At 58.5% G+C, this 18519-nt stretch carries 8 protein-coding genes; 3 read left to right on the top strand and 5 right to left on the bottom strand.

The window, feature by feature from the left end:
• The first annotated feature begins 12 nt into the window (after nt 1–12).
• The 3 genes from ISN74_RS02730 to ISN74_RS02720 all read left to right on the top strand — a co-directional run bounded on the left by ISN74_RS02730 (nt 13) and on the right by ISN74_RS02720 (nt 3519).
• Nucleotides 13–1242: a sugar MFS transporter gene (locus ISN74_RS02730; RefSeq protein ID WP_229679196.1), complete on the top strand. Its 1230-nt coding sequence runs from the start codon at nt 13–15 to the stop codon at nt 1240–1242.
• An 85-nt stretch (nt 1243–1327) separates the two neighbouring features.
• Nucleotides 1328–2305: a carbohydrate kinase family protein gene (locus tag ISN74_RS02725; RefSeq protein ID WP_188797170.1), complete on the top strand. Its 978-nt coding sequence runs from the start codon at nt 1328–1330 to the stop codon at nt 2303–2305.
• On the top strand, nt 2302–3519 hold the full coding sequence (locus ISN74_RS02720) for an AGE family epimerase/isomerase (protein WP_188797168.1): 1218 nt from the start codon (nt 2302–2304) through the stop codon (nt 3517–3519). The genes ISN74_RS02725 and ISN74_RS02720 overlap by 4 nt, the downstream gene beginning before the upstream one ends.
• 391 nt (nt 3520–3910) lie before the next feature.
• On the opposite strand, the gene ISN74_RS02715 is transcribed toward ISN74_RS02720, so the two are convergent.
• The 5 genes from ISN74_RS02715 to ISN74_RS02695 all read right to left on the bottom strand — a co-directional run bounded on the left by ISN74_RS02715 (nt 3911) and on the right by ISN74_RS02695 (nt 18237).
• Complete coding sequence (locus tag ISN74_RS02715; protein WP_188797166.1) at nt 3911–4126, bottom strand: hypothetical protein; 216 nt, start codon at nt 4124–4126, stop codon at nt 3911–3913.
• Complete coding sequence (locus tag ISN74_RS02710) at nt 4123–7503, bottom strand: hemagglutinin repeat-containing protein (RefSeq protein ID WP_188797164.1); 3381 nt, start codon at nt 7501–7503, stop codon at nt 4123–4125. Before ISN74_RS02710 ends, ISN74_RS02715 begins: the two co-directional genes overlap by 4 nt.
• 8 nt (nt 7504–7511) lie before the next feature.
• Nucleotides 7512–8045: a hypothetical protein gene (locus tag ISN74_RS02705; RefSeq protein ID WP_188797163.1), complete on the bottom strand. Its 534-nt coding sequence runs from the start codon at nt 8043–8045 to the stop codon at nt 7512–7514.
• Nucleotides 8046–8122: 77 nt separating this feature from the next.
• The gene (locus ISN74_RS02700) at nt 8123–16546 is read right to left on the bottom strand and encodes a hemagglutinin repeat-containing protein (RefSeq protein WP_188797161.1); all 8424 of its coding nucleotides are present in this window, start codon (nt 16544–16546) and stop codon (nt 8123–8125) included.
• Nucleotides 16547–16584: 38 nt separating this feature from the next.
• A complete protein-coding gene (locus tag ISN74_RS02695) occupies nt 16585–18237 on the bottom strand; it encodes a ShlB/FhaC/HecB family hemolysin secretion/activation protein (RefSeq protein WP_188797159.1) in 1653 nt (550 codons plus the stop codon).
• Between the last annotated feature and the right edge of the window lie 282 nt (nt 18238–18519).

Here is an 18519-nt window from a genome sequence, read left to right as displayed (position 1 = left end):
GCACTCAGCGTGATGACGGCGGTGTTCTTCATGTGGGGTTTTCTGACCTGCTTGAATGACATCCTGATTCCGCATCTGAAGGCCGTGTTCGAACTGAACTATGCGCAAGCCATGCTGGTGCAGTTCACCTTCTTCGGCGCGTATTTCCTGATGTCGCTACCCGCCGGACGCGTGGTGGCGCACCTCGGTTACAAGAAAAGCATCGTGGCGGGATTGATCGTCGCAGGCATCGGCGCGGTGGGTTTCTGGCCGGCCGCAGGTTTGCGTTTGTATCCGGCGTTTCTCGGCGCACTGTTTGTGCTGGCCACTGGCATCACGTTGCTGCAAGTCGCCGCCAATGCGTACGTTGCTTTGCTGGGTCCGGAAAAAACCAGCTCCAGCCGCCTTACGCTGGCGCAGGCATTGAATTCGTTCGGCACCTTTCTCGCCCCGTGGTTCGGCAGCCTGCTGATTCTTTCCACTCAGGTGAAGAGCGCGGCGGAAGTGGCGGATCTCTCCGCCACCCAACAAATGCTTTATCGCACGCAGGAAGCGCAGGCTGTGCAGTTGCCTTATATCGGCCTGGCGGTCGTGCTGGTGCTGCTTGCGATATTCGTGTGGCTGTTCCGCATGCCCTCGCTGGAAGAAAGCACCGAAAAGGCCGACAGCAGCGCGCATACCTTACTCGACGCGATCCGTTATCCGCACGTGCTGTTCGGTGTGCTGGGCATCTTCTTCTACGTGGGTGCCGAGGTATCGATCGGCAGCTTCATGGTGAATTACCTGTCCCAGCCCAGCATCGGCCACATGAGCGAACAGCAGGCGGCGCATTACGTATCACTCTACTGGGGCGGTGCAATGGTGGGCCGTTTCCTCGGCTCCGCGCTGCTGGCAATGTTCTCGCCACGAAAGCTGCTGGCCTTGTTCGCAACCGTCAACATGCTGCTGTTGCTGACCACCATGTCGACCAGCGGCATGACCGCGATGTACAGCATCGTTGCCATTGGCCTGTTCAACTCGATCATGTTCCCGACCATTTTCGCGCTCGGCATCGAGCGCATGGGACCGCTCACGGGCAAGGCCTCAAGCCTGCTGATCATGGCGATCGTCGGCGGCGCGCTGGTGCCGTACCTGCAAGGCATGCTGGCGGACAACATCGGCATCCAACATGCCTTCGTGCTGCCGCTGCTGTGTTATGCGTACATCGTCTTCTACGGCTTGAGCGGATCGCGGATCCGCAGCGCGCCGGTCCACGCCGCATGACGCAAGCCCCTTTTCCCCTCCGCACTGCAAGAGGGGAAAACAGCCCGACACTCTTTTTATTCCCATTTAATCCAGGGGTTTCTTGATGACACGCTCCATCCTCTGCTTCGGCGAGGCTCTGATCGACATGCACGGCGAAGGCAACGATGGTCACGGCTTTGCGCGACACTTCGTTCCTTTCGCCGGCGGGGCGCCCGCCAATGTGGCCGTAGCGCTGGCCAAGCTGGGATGTCATGCACGCTTTGCCGGCATGCTCGGACTCGATCGTTTCGGCGATTTCCTGCTCAACAGCCTGCAACAAACGGGCGTGGATACCACCGATGTCGTGCGCACCGGTGAAGCAAACACGGCGCTGGCCTTCGTGACCCTGGACACACGCGGCGAACGCAGTTTCAGCTTCTACCGTCCGCCCTCGGCCGACCTGCTGTTTCGTGCCGAACATTTCCGCGCGGAAAGCTTCGACAACACGGCTATTTTCCACATCTGCTCAAACAGCCTCACCGACGATGGCCTTGCTGCAGCGACGCTGGAAGGCATGCAGCGCGCACGCAACGCTGGCGCCCTGACCAGCTTCGATCTCAACCTGCGTCCCGCCTTGTGGTCGCGTGGCAGCGAGCCGCGCACACAGGTATGGCCCGCACTCTTGCTGGCCGATGTGGTGAAACTCAGCGCAGAAGAATTCGACTGGCTTGCCACCGACGGCGAACAGGCGTTGCTTGAGCGCTTCTGGACCGGCAGCACGCGTCTTGTCGTGGTGACCGACGGCGCACACCCGCTGCGCTGGTATCACCCTGACGCCGAAGGTGAACTGCCCTGCTACAACGTGCCGATGATCGACAGCACCGGTGCCGGTGATGCCTTCGTCGGCGGCTTGCTGCACCAACTCGCACAGCAGCAAGTCACCCGCAACAACATCGACGCCTGGGTCGGCACCCTGCCGCACCTGCACGCGGCGCTGCGCTTCGCCAGTGCGTGCGGCGCCGTCGCCGTGACTCGGCATGGCTCGTTCACCGCAATGCCGAATACGACCGAGGCGGAACAGTTTATGGAGACACATGCATGAGCACGCCCACATCCCCCGATTTCCGCTCCGAACCGTTCCTGCGCGAACACATCGCCAAGACCATGGCGTTCTATCACCCGCGCGCCATCGATCCGGCTGGTGGTTTCTTCCACTACTTTCTCGATGACGGCACGATCTACGACACGAGCCATCGCCACCTGGTAAGCAGCACGCGTTTTGTTTTCAACTACGCGATGGCTGCGATCGAATTCGGCCACGAGGATTACCTCAAGGCAGCTCACCACGGTCTGCGCTACCTGCGCGAAGTGCATCGCGATGCGAACACCGGCGGTTACGCCTGGACCATCCGCGATGGCAAGCCGGAAGACCGCATGAATCACGCGTACGGCGTGGCCTTCGTGCTGCTCGCCTATTCCACCGCGCTCAAAGCCGGCATCCACGAAGCCAGAGCATGGATGGATGAAACCTGGGAGCTGCTGGAACTTCGCTTCTGGGACGCGGACGCCAGCCTCTATCGCGACGAGGCCGATGCGCAGTGGCAGTTCAGCAATTATCGCGGCCAGAACGCGAACATGCACATGTGCGAAGCGATGCTGGCCGCATACCAGGCCAGTGACGAGCCGCGTTATCTCGACCGCGCGCTCACCCTCGCCCACACCATGACGCAACGCCAGGCCAAACTCGCTGATGGCCTGGTGTGGGAACACTACAAAATCGATTGGAGCGTCGACTGGGATTACAACCGCGACAATCCCAAGCACCTGTTCCGCCCCTGGGGCTTCCAGCCCGGCCACCAGACCGAATGGGCCAAGCTACTGCTGATCCTCGAATCACTGCTGCTGGAACGCAATCGCGAAGAAAAGTGGCTGGTGCCCACCGCACAGCATCTGTTCGATACCGCCTTGGCACATGCCTGGGACCCGGTGCATGGCGGCATCTGCTACGGCTTCGCACCCGATGGCAGCGTCTGCGACGGCGACAAATATTTCTGGGTGCAGGCCGAATCCCTGGCCGCCGCCGCGCTGCTGCATGCACGCACCGGACAAGCGAAATACGACGAGTGGTACGAAAAGCTCTGGGCCTACTCCTGGGAACACTTCGTCGACCACCAGTACGGCGCCTGGTACCGCATCCTTACCCAGGACAACAAGAAGTACGACAACGAAAAAAGTCCGGCCGGCAAGGTCGATTACCACACCATGGGCGCGTGCTACGAAGTGATGGCGCTGATTCGGGATGGTGGAACGCCTTAAACGCGACAACGGCTGCAACAAAAAGGCGAAGACGAAACTGATCGTCTTCGCTTTTTTTATATGCTCGTTTTATGTGCCCGCTGAAAACCGGGTCACTGGAAGCTGGGGTGGAGGTCATCCTGCATAAATGACCAACACCTGTTTTCGTCTACTTACCACTCAATCCCAACCATCTAAAAACATAATCCAAAGCGGACACGTTAAGAAATGCCAGCATGTACCCCGCAACATAAATCCCAAGAATGCACAACACACCCCACAACGGCAGGATCAACAAGTAGGGCCGCGGTTTTAACGGCTTTACCTCATAAGGCAAAGCCAGCTTCGCTTCCTTATTTTTTTTGATTGCCTAAGCATTTCTTCTTCCGGCCTATGCTGATCCTAGCAGCCATCAAAACGGAGGCCTTCGGCGAGGCCCTCCGACCAATGCTAAGACAAAAATAAAACTTCCAATCACCACACCACCTTTCATTGCTATTGGCAGGGCAATTGAAAAATTATAGCTAACACCTGCAACCAGACACTTAACATAGGAAATTGCTATTGCCATCGCAAAAACTGCAAAGGAAGCAATGAATCCCGCCAACAAAGCATATATCACTCTCATTGTGTGGCCTTCTGAGTATCTTTGGGACTATTCAGTTTATCAATAATATAATTACCTAACTCTGTAGCACTCGCACCGATTCCATTACCCCACACAACAGGAGTCAGCGAGGTGATATAGCCCGGCGTTCCGACCCAATTGGCATAACCATCGCCAATCTTGTAACCCGCCATCGTGGTAAGACTTGACGTCAAACCGCCCATAAAGAGATTGTTGTTCTGGTTTAAGTACAAGTTGTTCGCTTCGGTTTGCACCATACCAACACCCATACCGACCAAGCCATTCCAAGCCATGTTGCCGCCATATCCTAAATAGCCACCCAATGCAGCGGCTCCCACATCAATAGGGTTCACCTGACTGAAGTCGCCGCCATTCTTAAACAGCTGCGCCCCCAGATTGACTCCACCTGTTGTAACAGCCACGCCTCCACGCGAGACGAGGACGATTTCCAGTAGTGTTCCGCTCTGGATACCTCCCGACGCTCCTGCTGCAAGCATCCCTGGCCCCGCTAATAGCCCCGACGTCGCTCCCGCCGCCGCTATACCAAGCAACATGTTGCCGTCTCTGCTGATCGCATTATCCGCTGCAACCAATCCCCACTGAGATCGATAATTCAGATAGTTCTGCGCAGTGATGGTCTGATCCACATACAGTCCCAACTTGGCAGCCAGGGGATCAGAGAGGTAATTCAGTGCGTCGCTGATACCATCTCGATAGTTGTTAGCGCAATTAACGCCACTTGCGTTGCAACCATCAATGAGTTGCTTGTCCTGCTGGGCCGACAGAATCTCCGCATTGCTCTTGGCGGTTTCAATGCAGACGCGATCGCCGTTGCATCGGCCGATCTCCTTTTGTAGATCCACCAACTGCTGATGCTTCAGATAGTTGTACGTCGTCCCATCCAACGCCGTTGCCGCACCGGCGCCACCACCGACGGCTGCACCCACGGCGATGCTGGCGAGCTTAAGCATCGTGGCAAATTCCGGCGTGCCCTTTTGGTAGCCCTGGCTCTCCAGGTAATCGGCCATCTTCTGGATCACCAGCTGATTGGCCGCCGCGCCGAGTGCGCCTTGCAGTGCGTCGCCGCCACCGAGTGCCGCAATGCCTACGCCCACGACACCATGAAGAATAGTGCGTTCGGTGCTGCCTTCGGCCCAACCCATGTTGCTCGCCAAGTCACCGGCGGCGGTCATCCCGACTTGACCGGCGACCTGCCCCATTTCGAGTTTCTCTTGGACCTTCTGCGCATCGAAGATCGGCGCGAGTGCCTGGTTATCGAGTGTCGGATTCCGATTGAGTCCGCTCAGGTCTTGATCCGGGTTATCGCGCACGATGATCGTGCCTTGTGCAATGCCCGACTGAGTGTCGCTGCTGCCGCTTCCCTTCTGCGGCACACCCAGGCTCGGCGCACCACTGAAGCCACTGCCTCCATATCCGCCGCCTCCTGTGCTGTAGCCGCCACCGACGCCAACGCTGCTGGCGCTGTAGTTGGCTTCATTGTGGATGCTCTCGTACGTAAGGCTGCCGGTGTTGAGTACGTTGTTGCTAGGATCGGCGCCGCTGGCGATGACACCACCCACGAGATGCGTGTTGCCACCCACGGTGATGTCGAAGCCGCCATTACCAGCTTCGATGCCGCTAACGTCGGTGACGCTGGCGTAATGGCTGTTGATCTTGCTTTGGTTGTAGTTCAGGCCACCGCCGCTGCTCATGCCGCCGAAGCCGATCACGACTTGCCCGCTGGCTTGCCATTGCTTGCTGGCGTAGTCGTCGGTGTCTTGCTCGCTCTGGATCAAGAGGTTGTTGCCGATGTTGGCGATCACCTGGTGGCCCGCGAGCTGCGCCCCCTGGATGGTGGTGTCGTTGCCGCTGATCAACGTGAGTGTACCGCTTGCGTTGACGGCGCTGTCGGCATGAGTGGTGCCGTTGCCGTGCACGTTGCCTTCACCTCCAGCGGCTTGGGCATAGATACCAAAGCCACTGCTGCCGATCAGTACGCCGACGCCGGCACTGACGTTTTGATTATTGCTTTGGAGCGTGTGGTTTTCGACTTGGCTGAGGAGGTTGAGGTTGTTGGCTGCCGCCAAGGCCACATCCTGTCCGGCGATCTGGCTACCGATGATGTTGAGGTCGCCACCGGTGGCAGCGATGGTGACATTGCCGTTGCTGCGGATGGTGCTGCCGTAGGTGGTGTCGTCGTGGCTGGTGGTGCTGCTGCTTGCACTGCTGCCGCCGATGCCGATCTTGAAGTCGATGCCGGCCTTACCCTGGGCGGCATCGGCAATGGCGTCGGCGCCGGTCTGGCCAGGGTCGAGATTCATGCCTTGGCCGGCACCAGGGGAGAACAAGGTTTGCGCAGCCTGGGCAGCGTAAAGTGCCTTGAGACGATCATCCTGAACTTGACTGCCGCGTTGTGCACTGTAGTAGACGCTGTTGGCGACGCTGGCGGCGGTGCCACCGATACCGACATTAATACCGCCTTGGCTTACTTTCTGCGTCTGCGTGATATCCGTCGTGCCGACTGCCGCATCAATGGTGACGTTCTTGCCCACGATGGTGGTAGCGGTGTTGCTCAGCACATCGCTGCCGGTGATATGGACGTCGTTGCCGGCGCTGAGCGTAACCGATCCATTCAAGCTGCCCACCGTGCTGCCGCTGTAGCTCACCTCCTGCACGCTCGTGGTGTCCTTGGCGCTGCGATTGCCGATCAGCACACTCAGGCCACCGTTGTTCATCAGGCCAGTGTGGCTGCTGCCGCTGGCTTGTTCGTAGTCATAGGTGTTCTGGCCAGCATTGAGAGTGAGGTTGTTACCAGCGGCCAGGAGCACGTTGTTGGTGCCAACGATTTGTGCATTCGTGGCAGTGAGGTTGTTGCCAGCGGCCAGCGTGACGCTGTCACCACTGAGCAAGCTGCCCACACTGGTGCTTTGGTCGATCTGTACACTGCTGCTGTTGCTGCGCCATTCCGGATCGACTGAGCCAAAACGCTTGCTGCTCGTGCTGAAGAAGCTGAAGCTCTTGGTTTCGGTGTCGTGTTGTTCGGTGTGCAGGTCCTGGGCGTCGGTGAGGTTGATATCGTGCCCGGCGGCGAGTGTCAACGCGTTATCGGCATTGAGGTAGGCGGCTTGTGCGTTGAGGTTGTTGCCGGCGGCGAGGCTCACATTGTTGCCGCCGAGGTAGGTGCCCACGGCGTAGGTGTCGCTGACGGCATCATGGGTGGTGGTGGCTGTGCTGCTGAACTGCTGCACTTCCTGCGCACCGGCATCCATCAAGGCTTTGCATTGATCGAACGCGTCGGTGGCGCCGTCGAGGTAACGCAGCCCCGTGAGGCCAGTGATCTGGTCCATCACCAGTTGAGTTTCGTAGAAGGCGTTCAATTGAACAGCTACCACCCCTCCGCAGTGGGGTAGAGCGACTTTCGGCTCCAATAGATCATCGCAGCGTAATAGATCATGTTGATAGGCAGACATAGTACAAGAGCCATCAGCCCTAAACTCGGGAGCCCAAAAGAAAGTAAAAACACAAGCAAATGCGCGCCTAGCGCCCTATTCCATCGCATAAATAAAAACAAATTACCGGCAAAGGCGATGGTGTACGCCGGCATCAATGGTGACATTAAAATCAAAACCCACTCTGGAAAACTATCCTCGGGATGCACATGAATAACCTGTATAAAAAAGAATGAAACCATAAGAAACAACAGATATATTAATATATATATCAACATACGACGTTTATTAATTTTGAATTTTTCAATCATTTTTTTCATGGCAAGTGGCAATAAAAAACCCATGATCACGAAAGGCAAGGAAAAAAATAAAAAACCACAAAGACCATACAATATTTCCATCCGCGCGTTCACAACCACATACCACGTATTCATAAACGCATTCACAACAGGAGGCAAATAATGCGCCATAAACACACCGCATGGCATGCTAGCCAGGCAATAGATAAAAAACAAACCAATGTCTCTCGCGCACGAAGAGTTCGTCATCACTGACACCCACCCTGATAACCAAAACGACCCATTCGATCGCACCCAAATTCAATTCTTTGATTTACATCCGTTGCATCAATCCAGTGATCAAGCCAACCTCCAGCCCAAATCGTAAAATGCGTAAACCCACCCTGCCCATCGTAGACCGGCTGCAAAATATTTTGCTCGTTAACGAGCTGACTCAAGCTCCATACATTTAGGTCAAATGATGGGTTTTGGTAGTTTTGATAGACGTTAACGAAGCTACTGTAGCCATTCTGCATGATCAAATTACCAGCCTGACTCCGCCAGTCAGCCAAACCACCAACGGTAACGAAGTTGCCTGTATTGAACTTAACCCCCATCAAGTCCTCTGTTGACGTCTCCGCCGCCGCACCAAACCACGGCGCACTCGTTTGTTGGTACATAGAACCAAAGAAGTCAGCACGCGCATCAATGGTGTTGATAGCGCCGTACGCAGGCTGATTCGTCATGACGATATTCAACACATTGCCACGTGACTGGTTAACATCATCAATGACATTACCAATCATGGATGCGTACGCAGGTATCGGATAGCTGTTTACAGGCGTATTGGCATAGCTCAGTGCATCACGAATACCATCCTGACAAGCACCACCGAGTGGCGCGGCGGCGCAAGCTTGTTTCAACGCCTCGTCATTCTGTCCTGAGAGCGCCATGTATGTATCGACAACATGTTGGCACTCGTCTTGGGTGCCGCATGATTTTAATGCTTTCTTGAACGCATCCATCTGCTGATGCGTTAGATAGTTATACGTCGTCCCATCCAGTGCCGTCGCCGCGCCGGTGCCGCCGCCCACGGCCGCACCTACGGCCGTGCTGGCTAGCTTGAGCATCGTGGCAAATTCCGGCGTGCCCGGCTCGTAGCCCTGGCTTTGCAGGTAACTGGCCATTTGCTGGACGACGAGTTGGTTCGCCGCCGCACCGAGTGCGCCGCTGAGGGCATCGCCACCACCAAGTGCCGCGATACCAGCACCCACGACACCGTGCAGAATCGTCCGCTCCGCACTGCCTTCGGCCCAGCCCATTTGCCCGGCCAGATCACCCGCTGCACGCATACCCACTTGTCCGGCCACTTGCCCCAGCTCCATGTTCTCCTGCACCTTCTGTGCGTTGAAGATCGGCGCGAGCGCCTGGTTGTCGAGCGTGGGAGTCCGATCAAGACCACTCAGATCTTGATTGGGGTTGTCGCGCACGATGATCGTGCCTTGCGCGATGCCTGCATTCGTCTCGCTGCTGCTGTTGCCCTTCTGTGGCACACCCAGCATGGGCGAGCCACTGAAGCCGCCACTGCCATAGCCTGCACTCACGCCGATGCCGCTGGCGCTGTAGTTGGCTTCGTTGTGCAGGGACTCAAACGTGAGGCTGCCGGTGTCGAGCACGTTCTTGCCTGGGTCGGCCGCGCTGGCGATCACGCCGCCGATCAGGTGCGTGTTGCCGCCGACGGTGATGTCGAAGCCACCGCTGCCTGCGCTGATGCCACTGACGTCGGTGACGCTCTGATAATGGCTGTTCACCTTGCTCTGGTAATAGCTGACACTCCCCCCGCTGCCGTAGCCGATCACGACCTTGGCGCCGAGTTGCTGTTGCTTGCTGGCGTAGTCGTCGGTGTCCTGTTCGCTCTGGATCAGCAGGTTGCCGCCAATGGCGGCGAGCACGGTGTCGCCGGTGAGCTGCGCGCCCTTGAGGGTGGTGTCGTTGCCGCTGATGAGGGTGAGGGTGCCATTGGCATCGACTGTGCTGATGGCATGGCTGGTGCCGTTGCCATGAGCACTGCCCTGGCCGACGGAGGCTTGGGCATAGAAGCCCACGCCGTCGCTGCCGATCTGGAGGCCCACACCGCCACTGGCGTTCTTGTTGCTGCTTTGAAGAGTATGGTTTTCCTGTTGGCTGAGGAGGCTGAGATTATCGGCTGCGGCGAGGGTGACGTTCTGTCCCGCCACTTGGCTGCCGATGAGGTTCAGATCGCCTCCGGTGGCGGCGATGGTGACATCGCCCGCGCTGCGGATCGTGCTGCCATAGGTGGTGTCATCGTGGGTGGTGGTGGTGCTGCTGGCGCTGCTGCCACCGAGGCCGATTTGCAGGGTGACCCCTTGCTGGGATTTTGGCGTGCCTTGGGTGGCACCGTTGAGTAATCCATCCTGCGCAAAACCCAGGGCATCGCTGGCGCTGTACGCGGCCTGGGCGGCATACAGCGCTTGCAGGCGGCTGTCCTGCACCTGGCTGCCGCGCTGGGCGCTGGCGTAGGCGCTGTTGATGGCGTCGGCGACAGCGCCGCCGAGTCCAAGCGTGAGACCCGATTGCTGTTGCTTATAGGTCTGCGAGATGTCTTGCGTGCCTACCGCTGCATCGATGGTCACGTTCTTGCCGACGATAGCCGTGCCCGTCTGGCTGATGACGTCACTGCCAGTGATGTGCACGGTGTTGCCTGCGGTCAGCGTGACGCTACCGTTCAAGCTACCGATCAGGCTACCTTGCGGGGTGGTGTCGGTTTCGGTGTAGCTGTGCGTTGTCTTGCTGGTGCCAATCATCAGGTTCAGGCCGCTGGTGAATACACCATTGGTCTTGGTCGTGGTGTCGTGCTGCTCGCTATGCGTGCTGGTGGCGGTGCCGATATTCAGGTCGTTGCCGGCAGCCATGACTATGTCATCGGTTGCCACGATTTGTGCGGCTCGGGTGTTGATGTCGTGGCCGGCAGCTACCGTGACAGTGTTACCACTGAGCAAGGTGCCCACGGCGTAGTTGTCTTGCACGGCATCGTGGGTGTCGGTAGTAGTGCTACTGAGGAAACCACCGCTCTTGGTAACGGTGTCGCGTGATGCGGTGTGCCTTTCGTTGCCGGCGTTGAGGTTTACATCGTTGCCGGCAGTCAACGCGATGCCGCCGTTGGCACTAGTGACGCCGGCCGCGACCGTAGTGAGGTCGTGGCCGGCACTGATGGCTACGCCGTTGGCAGCATCAATGGATGTGCCGCGCAAGGTTTGATCGGTTTGGCTCGTGCTGACAAAGGTTTTGCCGACGTAGCCCATGGTGTTCTGAGCACGCTCGTCGGTGACGGCATTGAGGTTGATGTCGTGGCCGGCGGCAAGTGCGATCTGGTCACCGGCGCTGAGCTGCGCGCCCTGGCTGGTGAGGTCGTTGCCGGCGACCGCCACAAGATTGCCACCCGCTTGCACGGTGGTGACGGCGTAGGTGGTGGTTTCCACGCCGTTACGCTGCGTGCCTTGCTGGTTAGTGCTGCCTTGCGCGTTGAGGTTGATGTTGTTGCCGGCGATCAGCTGTACATCATTGCCCGCGTGGATCTGGCCGGCGGTGGCATTGAGATCGTTACCGGCAGCAAGGCCAAGGCTTTGTCCAGCACTGACGGTGGCGTGATCAAGGGTGAGGTTGTTGCCGGCTTGCGCGGTGGGGTTGCCCGTAGCACTGATCGCGCCGGCGGTGGCAACGCCCAGGCGCTGTGCCTGGTTGAGCGAGAGATCACTGAGATTGACATCGACGTTGCCGAGGCTGACGCCACTGGCACCGGCGTTGCTGCTGATGTTGTTGCCGGCGACCAGCGCAACGTTGCCGCCCTGGATACTGCCGACGTTGAGCAGATCTTGTGCGGCTTGCACGCTCAGGTTGCCACCGGCATTGAGCGTGCCGGCGTTGAGCAGGTTGTTAGCCTTGATACTCGCGTCCTGGTTGGCCGCAATAGTGCCCGTGTTGGTGAGATTACTGCTCGCGTTGAGGGTCACGGTGTTGCCCTGGATCACCGCGCCGCTCGCCACGTTGTTGGCAGTTTGCTGGCTCAGATACACCACCGGCACCAGCACTTGTTCGCCGTCGACGGTTTCGTTGACCAGCCACACCATGTCTTGGGTAAGGCTGGCCATTTGCTCCGGCGTAAGCGCCACACCCACGGCAAGATTGAACTGCTGCGCCTCTTGCGCGCCGGCGTCCATCAGCGCTTTGTATTGATCGAGCGCGTCGGTGTCATTGCTCAGATAGCGACGGCCGGTGAGGCTGGTGATTTGATCCATCACCAGTTGGGTTTCGTAGAAGGCGTCGCCCAGGCGCTTGAGCGTGAGATCACCATCCAGACCGAGTTGGTTGAGCAGGTAATCGCTGCCGAGGAAACCGGTGTAGCTGGCGAAGCGTGGATCGGTTTCTACGAGATAAGGACTGCCGCTGCCCGGATGAATGGAATAGAGGCCGTTGCTGGGCAACTGGATGGGCCCCAGCGGGTTGGTGCCATCGCCAATGGTTTGCGCACCGCCGCCGACCTGACCACGCAACGTTTGACTGCCGCCGTTGCTGCCCAGGCTCACGCCGGCGACAGGCTTGCCATCGCTGCCGACCACGTTGTTATCGATGGTCGTGCCGGTGATGTCTACCGCTTGACCAGCACTCATGGTGGCGGAGAGTCCCGGACCTGCATTGAAGGTGATCCAGCTCGGCTGCCCCGCACCCAGGCCCAGCGATGCAGTGTCTTGATACGTGCCCCAGGTTTGATAACCCAGGAAATCCCCGTGGCGATCCGGGTTGAAGTTGACGAAATCGATGCCGGTCTGTTGTTTGAAGGTTTCCTGCACCGTGCCGGTGGGTGTCCAGGCGATGTTCTCCACGGCATCGGCGCCGGCGTTGCCACCACCCGCGTTACCGTCCTGACCGTTGATGATGAGGTTGGTGCCGGCGGCGATAGTGGATTTATCGTTGAGCACGGAGCCGTTCAACGTGATGTTGCCACCGGCCAGCACACGGCTTTCGGCACTGGCTGCCTTGAGTCGCTCGACGGATACCAGAGTTTCCGTAACGATGGCCCGCAGGTCGTTGTGCAAAATGTTGTGCACATCGCTTTGACCCGGCATCGTGACGCCGTTGCACCAGGTGTCGCCGTCTTTGCCGGGCGTACCTAGCGTGCCGCAGTACCCCTCCAGCGCAGCCACTTGCGCCGGACTCAGGATTTGGCTGGCGTCCACGTAAGGTGGGTGATGCAGCGGATTGGGATCGTCGTAGCGATAGATCGGCAGAGGATCCAGCGTCGTGGTGTTTTGCGCCTGCTCGGCAGCACTGAGGTTATAAACCTCGGTCTCGAAAACACGACGCTGATTGGTGAATTGCTGCGTGGAAATAGCGATATTGCCGCCTGCTTCCATGTCGCCGGACAGGTTGGTGACGCTGTTGCTGCGAGCGCCGCTGGCATCGGCAGCGATGGTGAGGTCACCCAGGGTATAGAGCATGGCGTCGCGGTTGAGCAAATCGCCGGTGATGTACAGGTTCAGCTGGTTGACCGCGGCGATCAGCGCGCTTTGATACGGATTATTATCCGTTGCCGTACCAAGATCCGCACCATTGATAAGGTTATTCGCGTTGACGGTGATGGCGTTGCCGATCACCGTGCCGGTGTTGGTCACGTCACCGGCGTTCAAGGTGATCGTGTCGCCTTCGATACGGCCTTCGTTGGTTTGTGTGCCAGCGTTGAGCGTCGTGTTGGCGCTGTTGATATCGGCGCCAGCCTGGTTGTCGAGACTGGCGGCATTCAGCGTCAGTGCGCCCACGGTTTGCAGAGTGGCACCCGCGGCGTTGGTGAACGCACCGCCGAGGTTGAAGGTGAAATCGTTATTGGCGAACAGGCTGTTGCCAACCTGATTCGTATAGTCGCCTGCAAGCGCCAGAGTCAGGTTGTTGCCTGCACGCAGACCGCCGGCGCCATCAAAGCCGCTGAACTGAGCAATCACATTGTTGTTCGAGGCGATATTGCCCCCGTCGTTATGGACCACATCGAGCATGAGCGCGATATCGCCGCCTGAACCGATCGAACCACCGGTGTTATCCAGCGTTGCCTCGCTGTTGTTCCACGCGAGATTGCCGGCGCTGTAAAGCTTACCGTTCCGATTGCTGAGATCACTGCTTTGCAGCGCAAGATAACCAGCTGAAACAAGGGTACCGGCGTTGTTAGTGATCTGCGCAACGTTAAGCGTGACGTCGCCATTCCCACCCAAAGTGCCGCCCGTGTTGTCGAGCGTGCCACCGTTGATCGTGGTGGTGCCACCATCCGCATTGGCAATGCGGCCACCCTGGTTGCTGATCGCGGCGGCGTTGAGCGCCAGTTGCGCCTGACCCTGTCCGGCACCTGCTTCCAATTGGCCATTGTCGTTGGTGAAAGCACCGCCAATGCCCACGTTGACGTTGCCCTGGGCTTGCAGTGCGCCACTGTTGGTAACGCCGCCTTGTGCAGTCAGCGTGAGATCGATACCGGCATAGATCTGGCCAGCGTTGTTGACCGTGTTCACACTCAGCGCGACGGCGCTATTGCTGCCGAGAAAACCAGCCGCGTTATTGCTAAGCGTTTGTGCAGTGATATCAAGGTTGCCATCGATCGCCTTGATCTGGCCGCTGTCGTTGTTGAGCGTGTTGGTGACGAGCTGAGCACTGCCGGCCAGCAACAGACCACCCTGATTGCTGAGCGTGCCAGCGAGTTGTGCCTGCAGGTTCTGCGCCACAATGGTGCCATCAGTATTGTCGAGATCACCGCCGGCAAGTGTGGCGCTGCCTGCCACACTCAGCGCACCAGCCTGGTTACTGACGACTTGGCTAGCAAGCACAAGATCGCCATTGCCCAGGATCTGCCCTTGATCGTTGGTGAGCGCACTGGCACTAAGGGTGAGTGTGCCGGTACCGGCTTGCTCGATCGCACCACCGGTGTTGTCGATGGTATCGGCACTTAGCGCCATGGTATTGGCATTGGCTACCCAGATACCGTGGGTGTTGTCCAGCAAGCCGCCGATCCGCACGCTCATCGGGCCGTTGCCGGTTTGCATCACGCTGCCGTAGGCGTTGCGCCAGTTAGCTGCCTGGGCGTCGAGCTGGCCAACCTGCATCGCGCCGTTGGTGTTGTCCACGGTGCCCGCGCTGCGAATGGTAAGCGTGCCGCTGGTGACCAGGCTGGCGTTGGCATGGTCGATATCACCAGCGGTACTGGTGAGGGACACGTCACCACCCGCACGCGTTTGTGCGCCGGAAAGATCCAGCGCGCTACCCACAATCGTGATCGCGCCGCTGGCAAGATTCACGCCGTTGGCTGCGAGTGCATCTGTCGTACTGATGCTAAGCGTGCTATTACCCTGCAGGCTCCCATCACTAGCCACACCTGCGCCCAACGTGCCGGAGGATGCGAGTTGCCGCGCACGCATGCTGGTGTTGCTGGCTGCTGCGATGACATTACTGTTGATCAGCGTATCGCCGGCATTGAGAGCAAGGTTGCCGCCGCTGTAGATGGTGCCGATGTTGGTGATACCCCGTGCGCTCCGCAGACTCATGTCGGCAGTCGATTGCAGCGCACCGCTATTGCTCAACGAATCAGCCTGCATTGACAAGGCATCGCCGCTATAAAGCGTACCGCTGTTGTCGACACCAGCTGTCGCCTGGACGCTCATCGCACCATTGGATTGCAGTGTGCCGCTATTGCTGAGCGACGCTCCGCTAATGGTGAGATTGGCGGCGGATGATGTGGCACCGGTCAATTGCAGCTGACCGACGGCGTCGATGGTGAAGTCGCCGCCTTGCGACGCCAATTGACCCGCATTTCGCACACCCACACCCGCCTCGCTGGCTATGAGGTGCGCCGCGTTGGCGTACATGCCGCCCAGCGATGCCACGTCGATACTTACCGTCGGCGTATCGCCCGTGCCAGCGATGGCCTGCATGGATAGATCGCTATAGCCAACCTGGTTGGCGCCAGTGACAACGTTGAGGTTATTGGCCCACACCTTGCCGTTGACAGTGAGACTGCGCGATATCAGGTCGAGCCGATCGATGTTCGACGCATCCATACCATCGCCATCGACGCTGATCGCGCCGCCGCTCGTGCGCAGCCCGCTCAACGAACCATCCGCTCCGAAGGTGGGCGTACCGGTGGTCAAGGTGGCCCGATTGGTATTGATAAAGCCGGCGCCATCGACCGAAATGCCGTTCGGATTGGCGATGATCACATCAGCTGCGTTGCCAGCCACTTCCGTATAGCCGCGCAAGTACGTGGGATTGGTTGATGTAACTTCGTTGACGATGAGTTTCGCCGACTGCCCCGCCTGGTAGTTGGGGTTCCCCACGATGTAGCCACCTAACTGGGTTTGCGAAACGCCCGCACTGTTGTTGAGGATCAGACCCTGCTTGTCGACGTTGAACTGTTGGTACTGATTGTGCGACACACCTGCCGCCGAAGGCGCCACGATGTTTACCACCGGCACGCCATTGCCCGCGGCATTGGTGCCTGGACGATGCACACTCGCATTCGGATCCGGCGTTACCTGAGCGGTCGCCAGTACGGGTGTTCCCAACAAGGCGGAGAGTACCGCCGCGCTCAACGCACGCCGTGAAAGGGATGCTCCAGAAACCGATAGATGACGACGGAAAGCCATAATGTCTGTCCTTGACGGGTAACGTGTCGTGATTGCGATCAGAACGAGTAAACGAGCTGGAAGCCACTCGCTGGCCGTGCGTTTGGCACCAGATCACCGCCATGCAAGGCCTTGCCGATAAAGGCATCCCAACTGAGCTGGCGATAGATACCGCGCAGACCGAAGAAACCACCGCTCAGGGCGGTGTTGCCGGGGATGTAGTCCGTACCCGGGCCACTCACGCGGCCAGCATCGATACCGGCATAGAACACGAATGGCCAATGGCCCACCGGCAAGGACAAGGTGTTGCGCCAATACCAGCCTTTGGCCGCGGCAAGCGTCTGGTCACCATCGAAACCACGCACGGTGTAGCGCCCGCCGATGCCGATGTATTCGGAGCCGTAAAGATGGTTGTCGGTGTATTGGCCGTGGAACTCACTGGTCCATTGCACAGGCTGCTTGCCCAGCGTAAAGGGCTGAGTGAGTGACGCATCCAGGGTGGTGAGGTGATAACGGAAGGTGGGATCGTCAGGCCGGTGATCGGCCGGATCGTGCTCTCCCCCGAACCACGGCACGCCGAAGCGTTCCGCCAGGCGCAGATCCAACTGCGCGTTGCCGATATAACGACGCTGGGCGATGGCGGCCTCCAGCGTGCTCATGTTGCGCCGCTGTGAATCCAACTCCACATCTTCGATATAGCTGTGTGCCAAACGCTTGCCAACATGCAGCTCGGCCGTAGTCTTGCTATGTTGGTCGCGATAAAGAAGGCGCTGCGCCACCAGATCGATGGCCTTGGACGTACCACTGCTGACAAAGGTCTGCGCTGAGCCTTCCACCGTCTGGTGATAGCGGTAACCGTAGATGCTGATGGTGAACAACCAGTCGCCGCGCGGGATCGAATAATTGCCGTTAAAGCCCTGCGTACCGCGTCCCGTGCCATTGAACACATCGTGCGTGACACCAAGCGACAACATGTCGGCCGCGTGGAGCGGGTTATCGATGCCGATATTCAGGCCGGCCTGGTACAGACCCGTTGCCGCAGCGCCGGAATCATCCAGTGTCGCGACCACGCGCCAGGGCTTACTGTGTTGAACAGTGACGACAAGATCGGATTGACCGGAACCCTCCGCCGGCGCAATGTCGATCTTCACATCCTGCGACGGCAGGCGCTTCATTTGCTCCATGCCCTGCTCAATGTCACGCAGATTGAGTAGATCACCGGGTCGCATCGGCAAAGCCCAGCGCCAATCGTTGGAGGAAGAGCCGTCTGCCATGCAGATGCCGTGAATCACACCAGGCACCAAGGTGATGGTCAGCACGCCTTTGGAAAGATCCTGCGCCTGCAGGCCGACGCGCGTGGTGACATAGCCGCGATCGATGATCAGGTCGCCGGCGCGACGCACGATCAGGCTTATACCTTCGTGCCCGACGCAACGGGCTGCGTATTGGCTGAGGTAACGCTGTACAAACCAGAAATCGGCAACGCGCTCGCCCACCAGGCGAACACTTTGCAAAGCAAAGCAGTCAGCCTCCTCAGGCAAGGCAAGGTTGTGGAAGGCGGTGGAAACTTCGCGATCCAGACGAACATCGGGCGCCCCATCACGTACCTGACGCTCTTGCGCCTGTCGCTGTGTACGTTCGCGTTGTTGTTGCTCGTCAGGCGTGATGGCCGACTGAGGGAGACGATCCTGGGCTGGGACGAGCGGCGACATGACAGCCGCACTCGCTAGTGCAAGCCAGCGTTTCCACGATGCATTACGACGAACGAATGTATTTTTCTTGCAATTCACAGCTTCCGTACTCTTACGCATATCCCTCGAGTGCGGACCATAACGAGACGATTACAAGCCAGCCATACGACTCATCTCCTTTAACAAAAATCAGTGATCACCTACGCACAAACACGGAAAAAATAGGCAATAGATAGCGCTAGCCGCTTATTTTTTTCCCTCCATATAGGACGATTACGAAATCCCCTAAAACCTCATGTGCAG

The organism is Dyella caseinilytica, assembly GCF_016865235.1.
In the GTDB taxonomy this organism is placed as follows: domain Bacteria; phylum Pseudomonadota; class Gammaproteobacteria; order Xanthomonadales; family Rhodanobacteraceae; genus Dyella_B; species Dyella_B caseinilytica.
The sequence above is the reverse complement of the archived record's forward strand: the minus strand, read 5'-3'. Positions and strand labels throughout refer to the sequence as shown.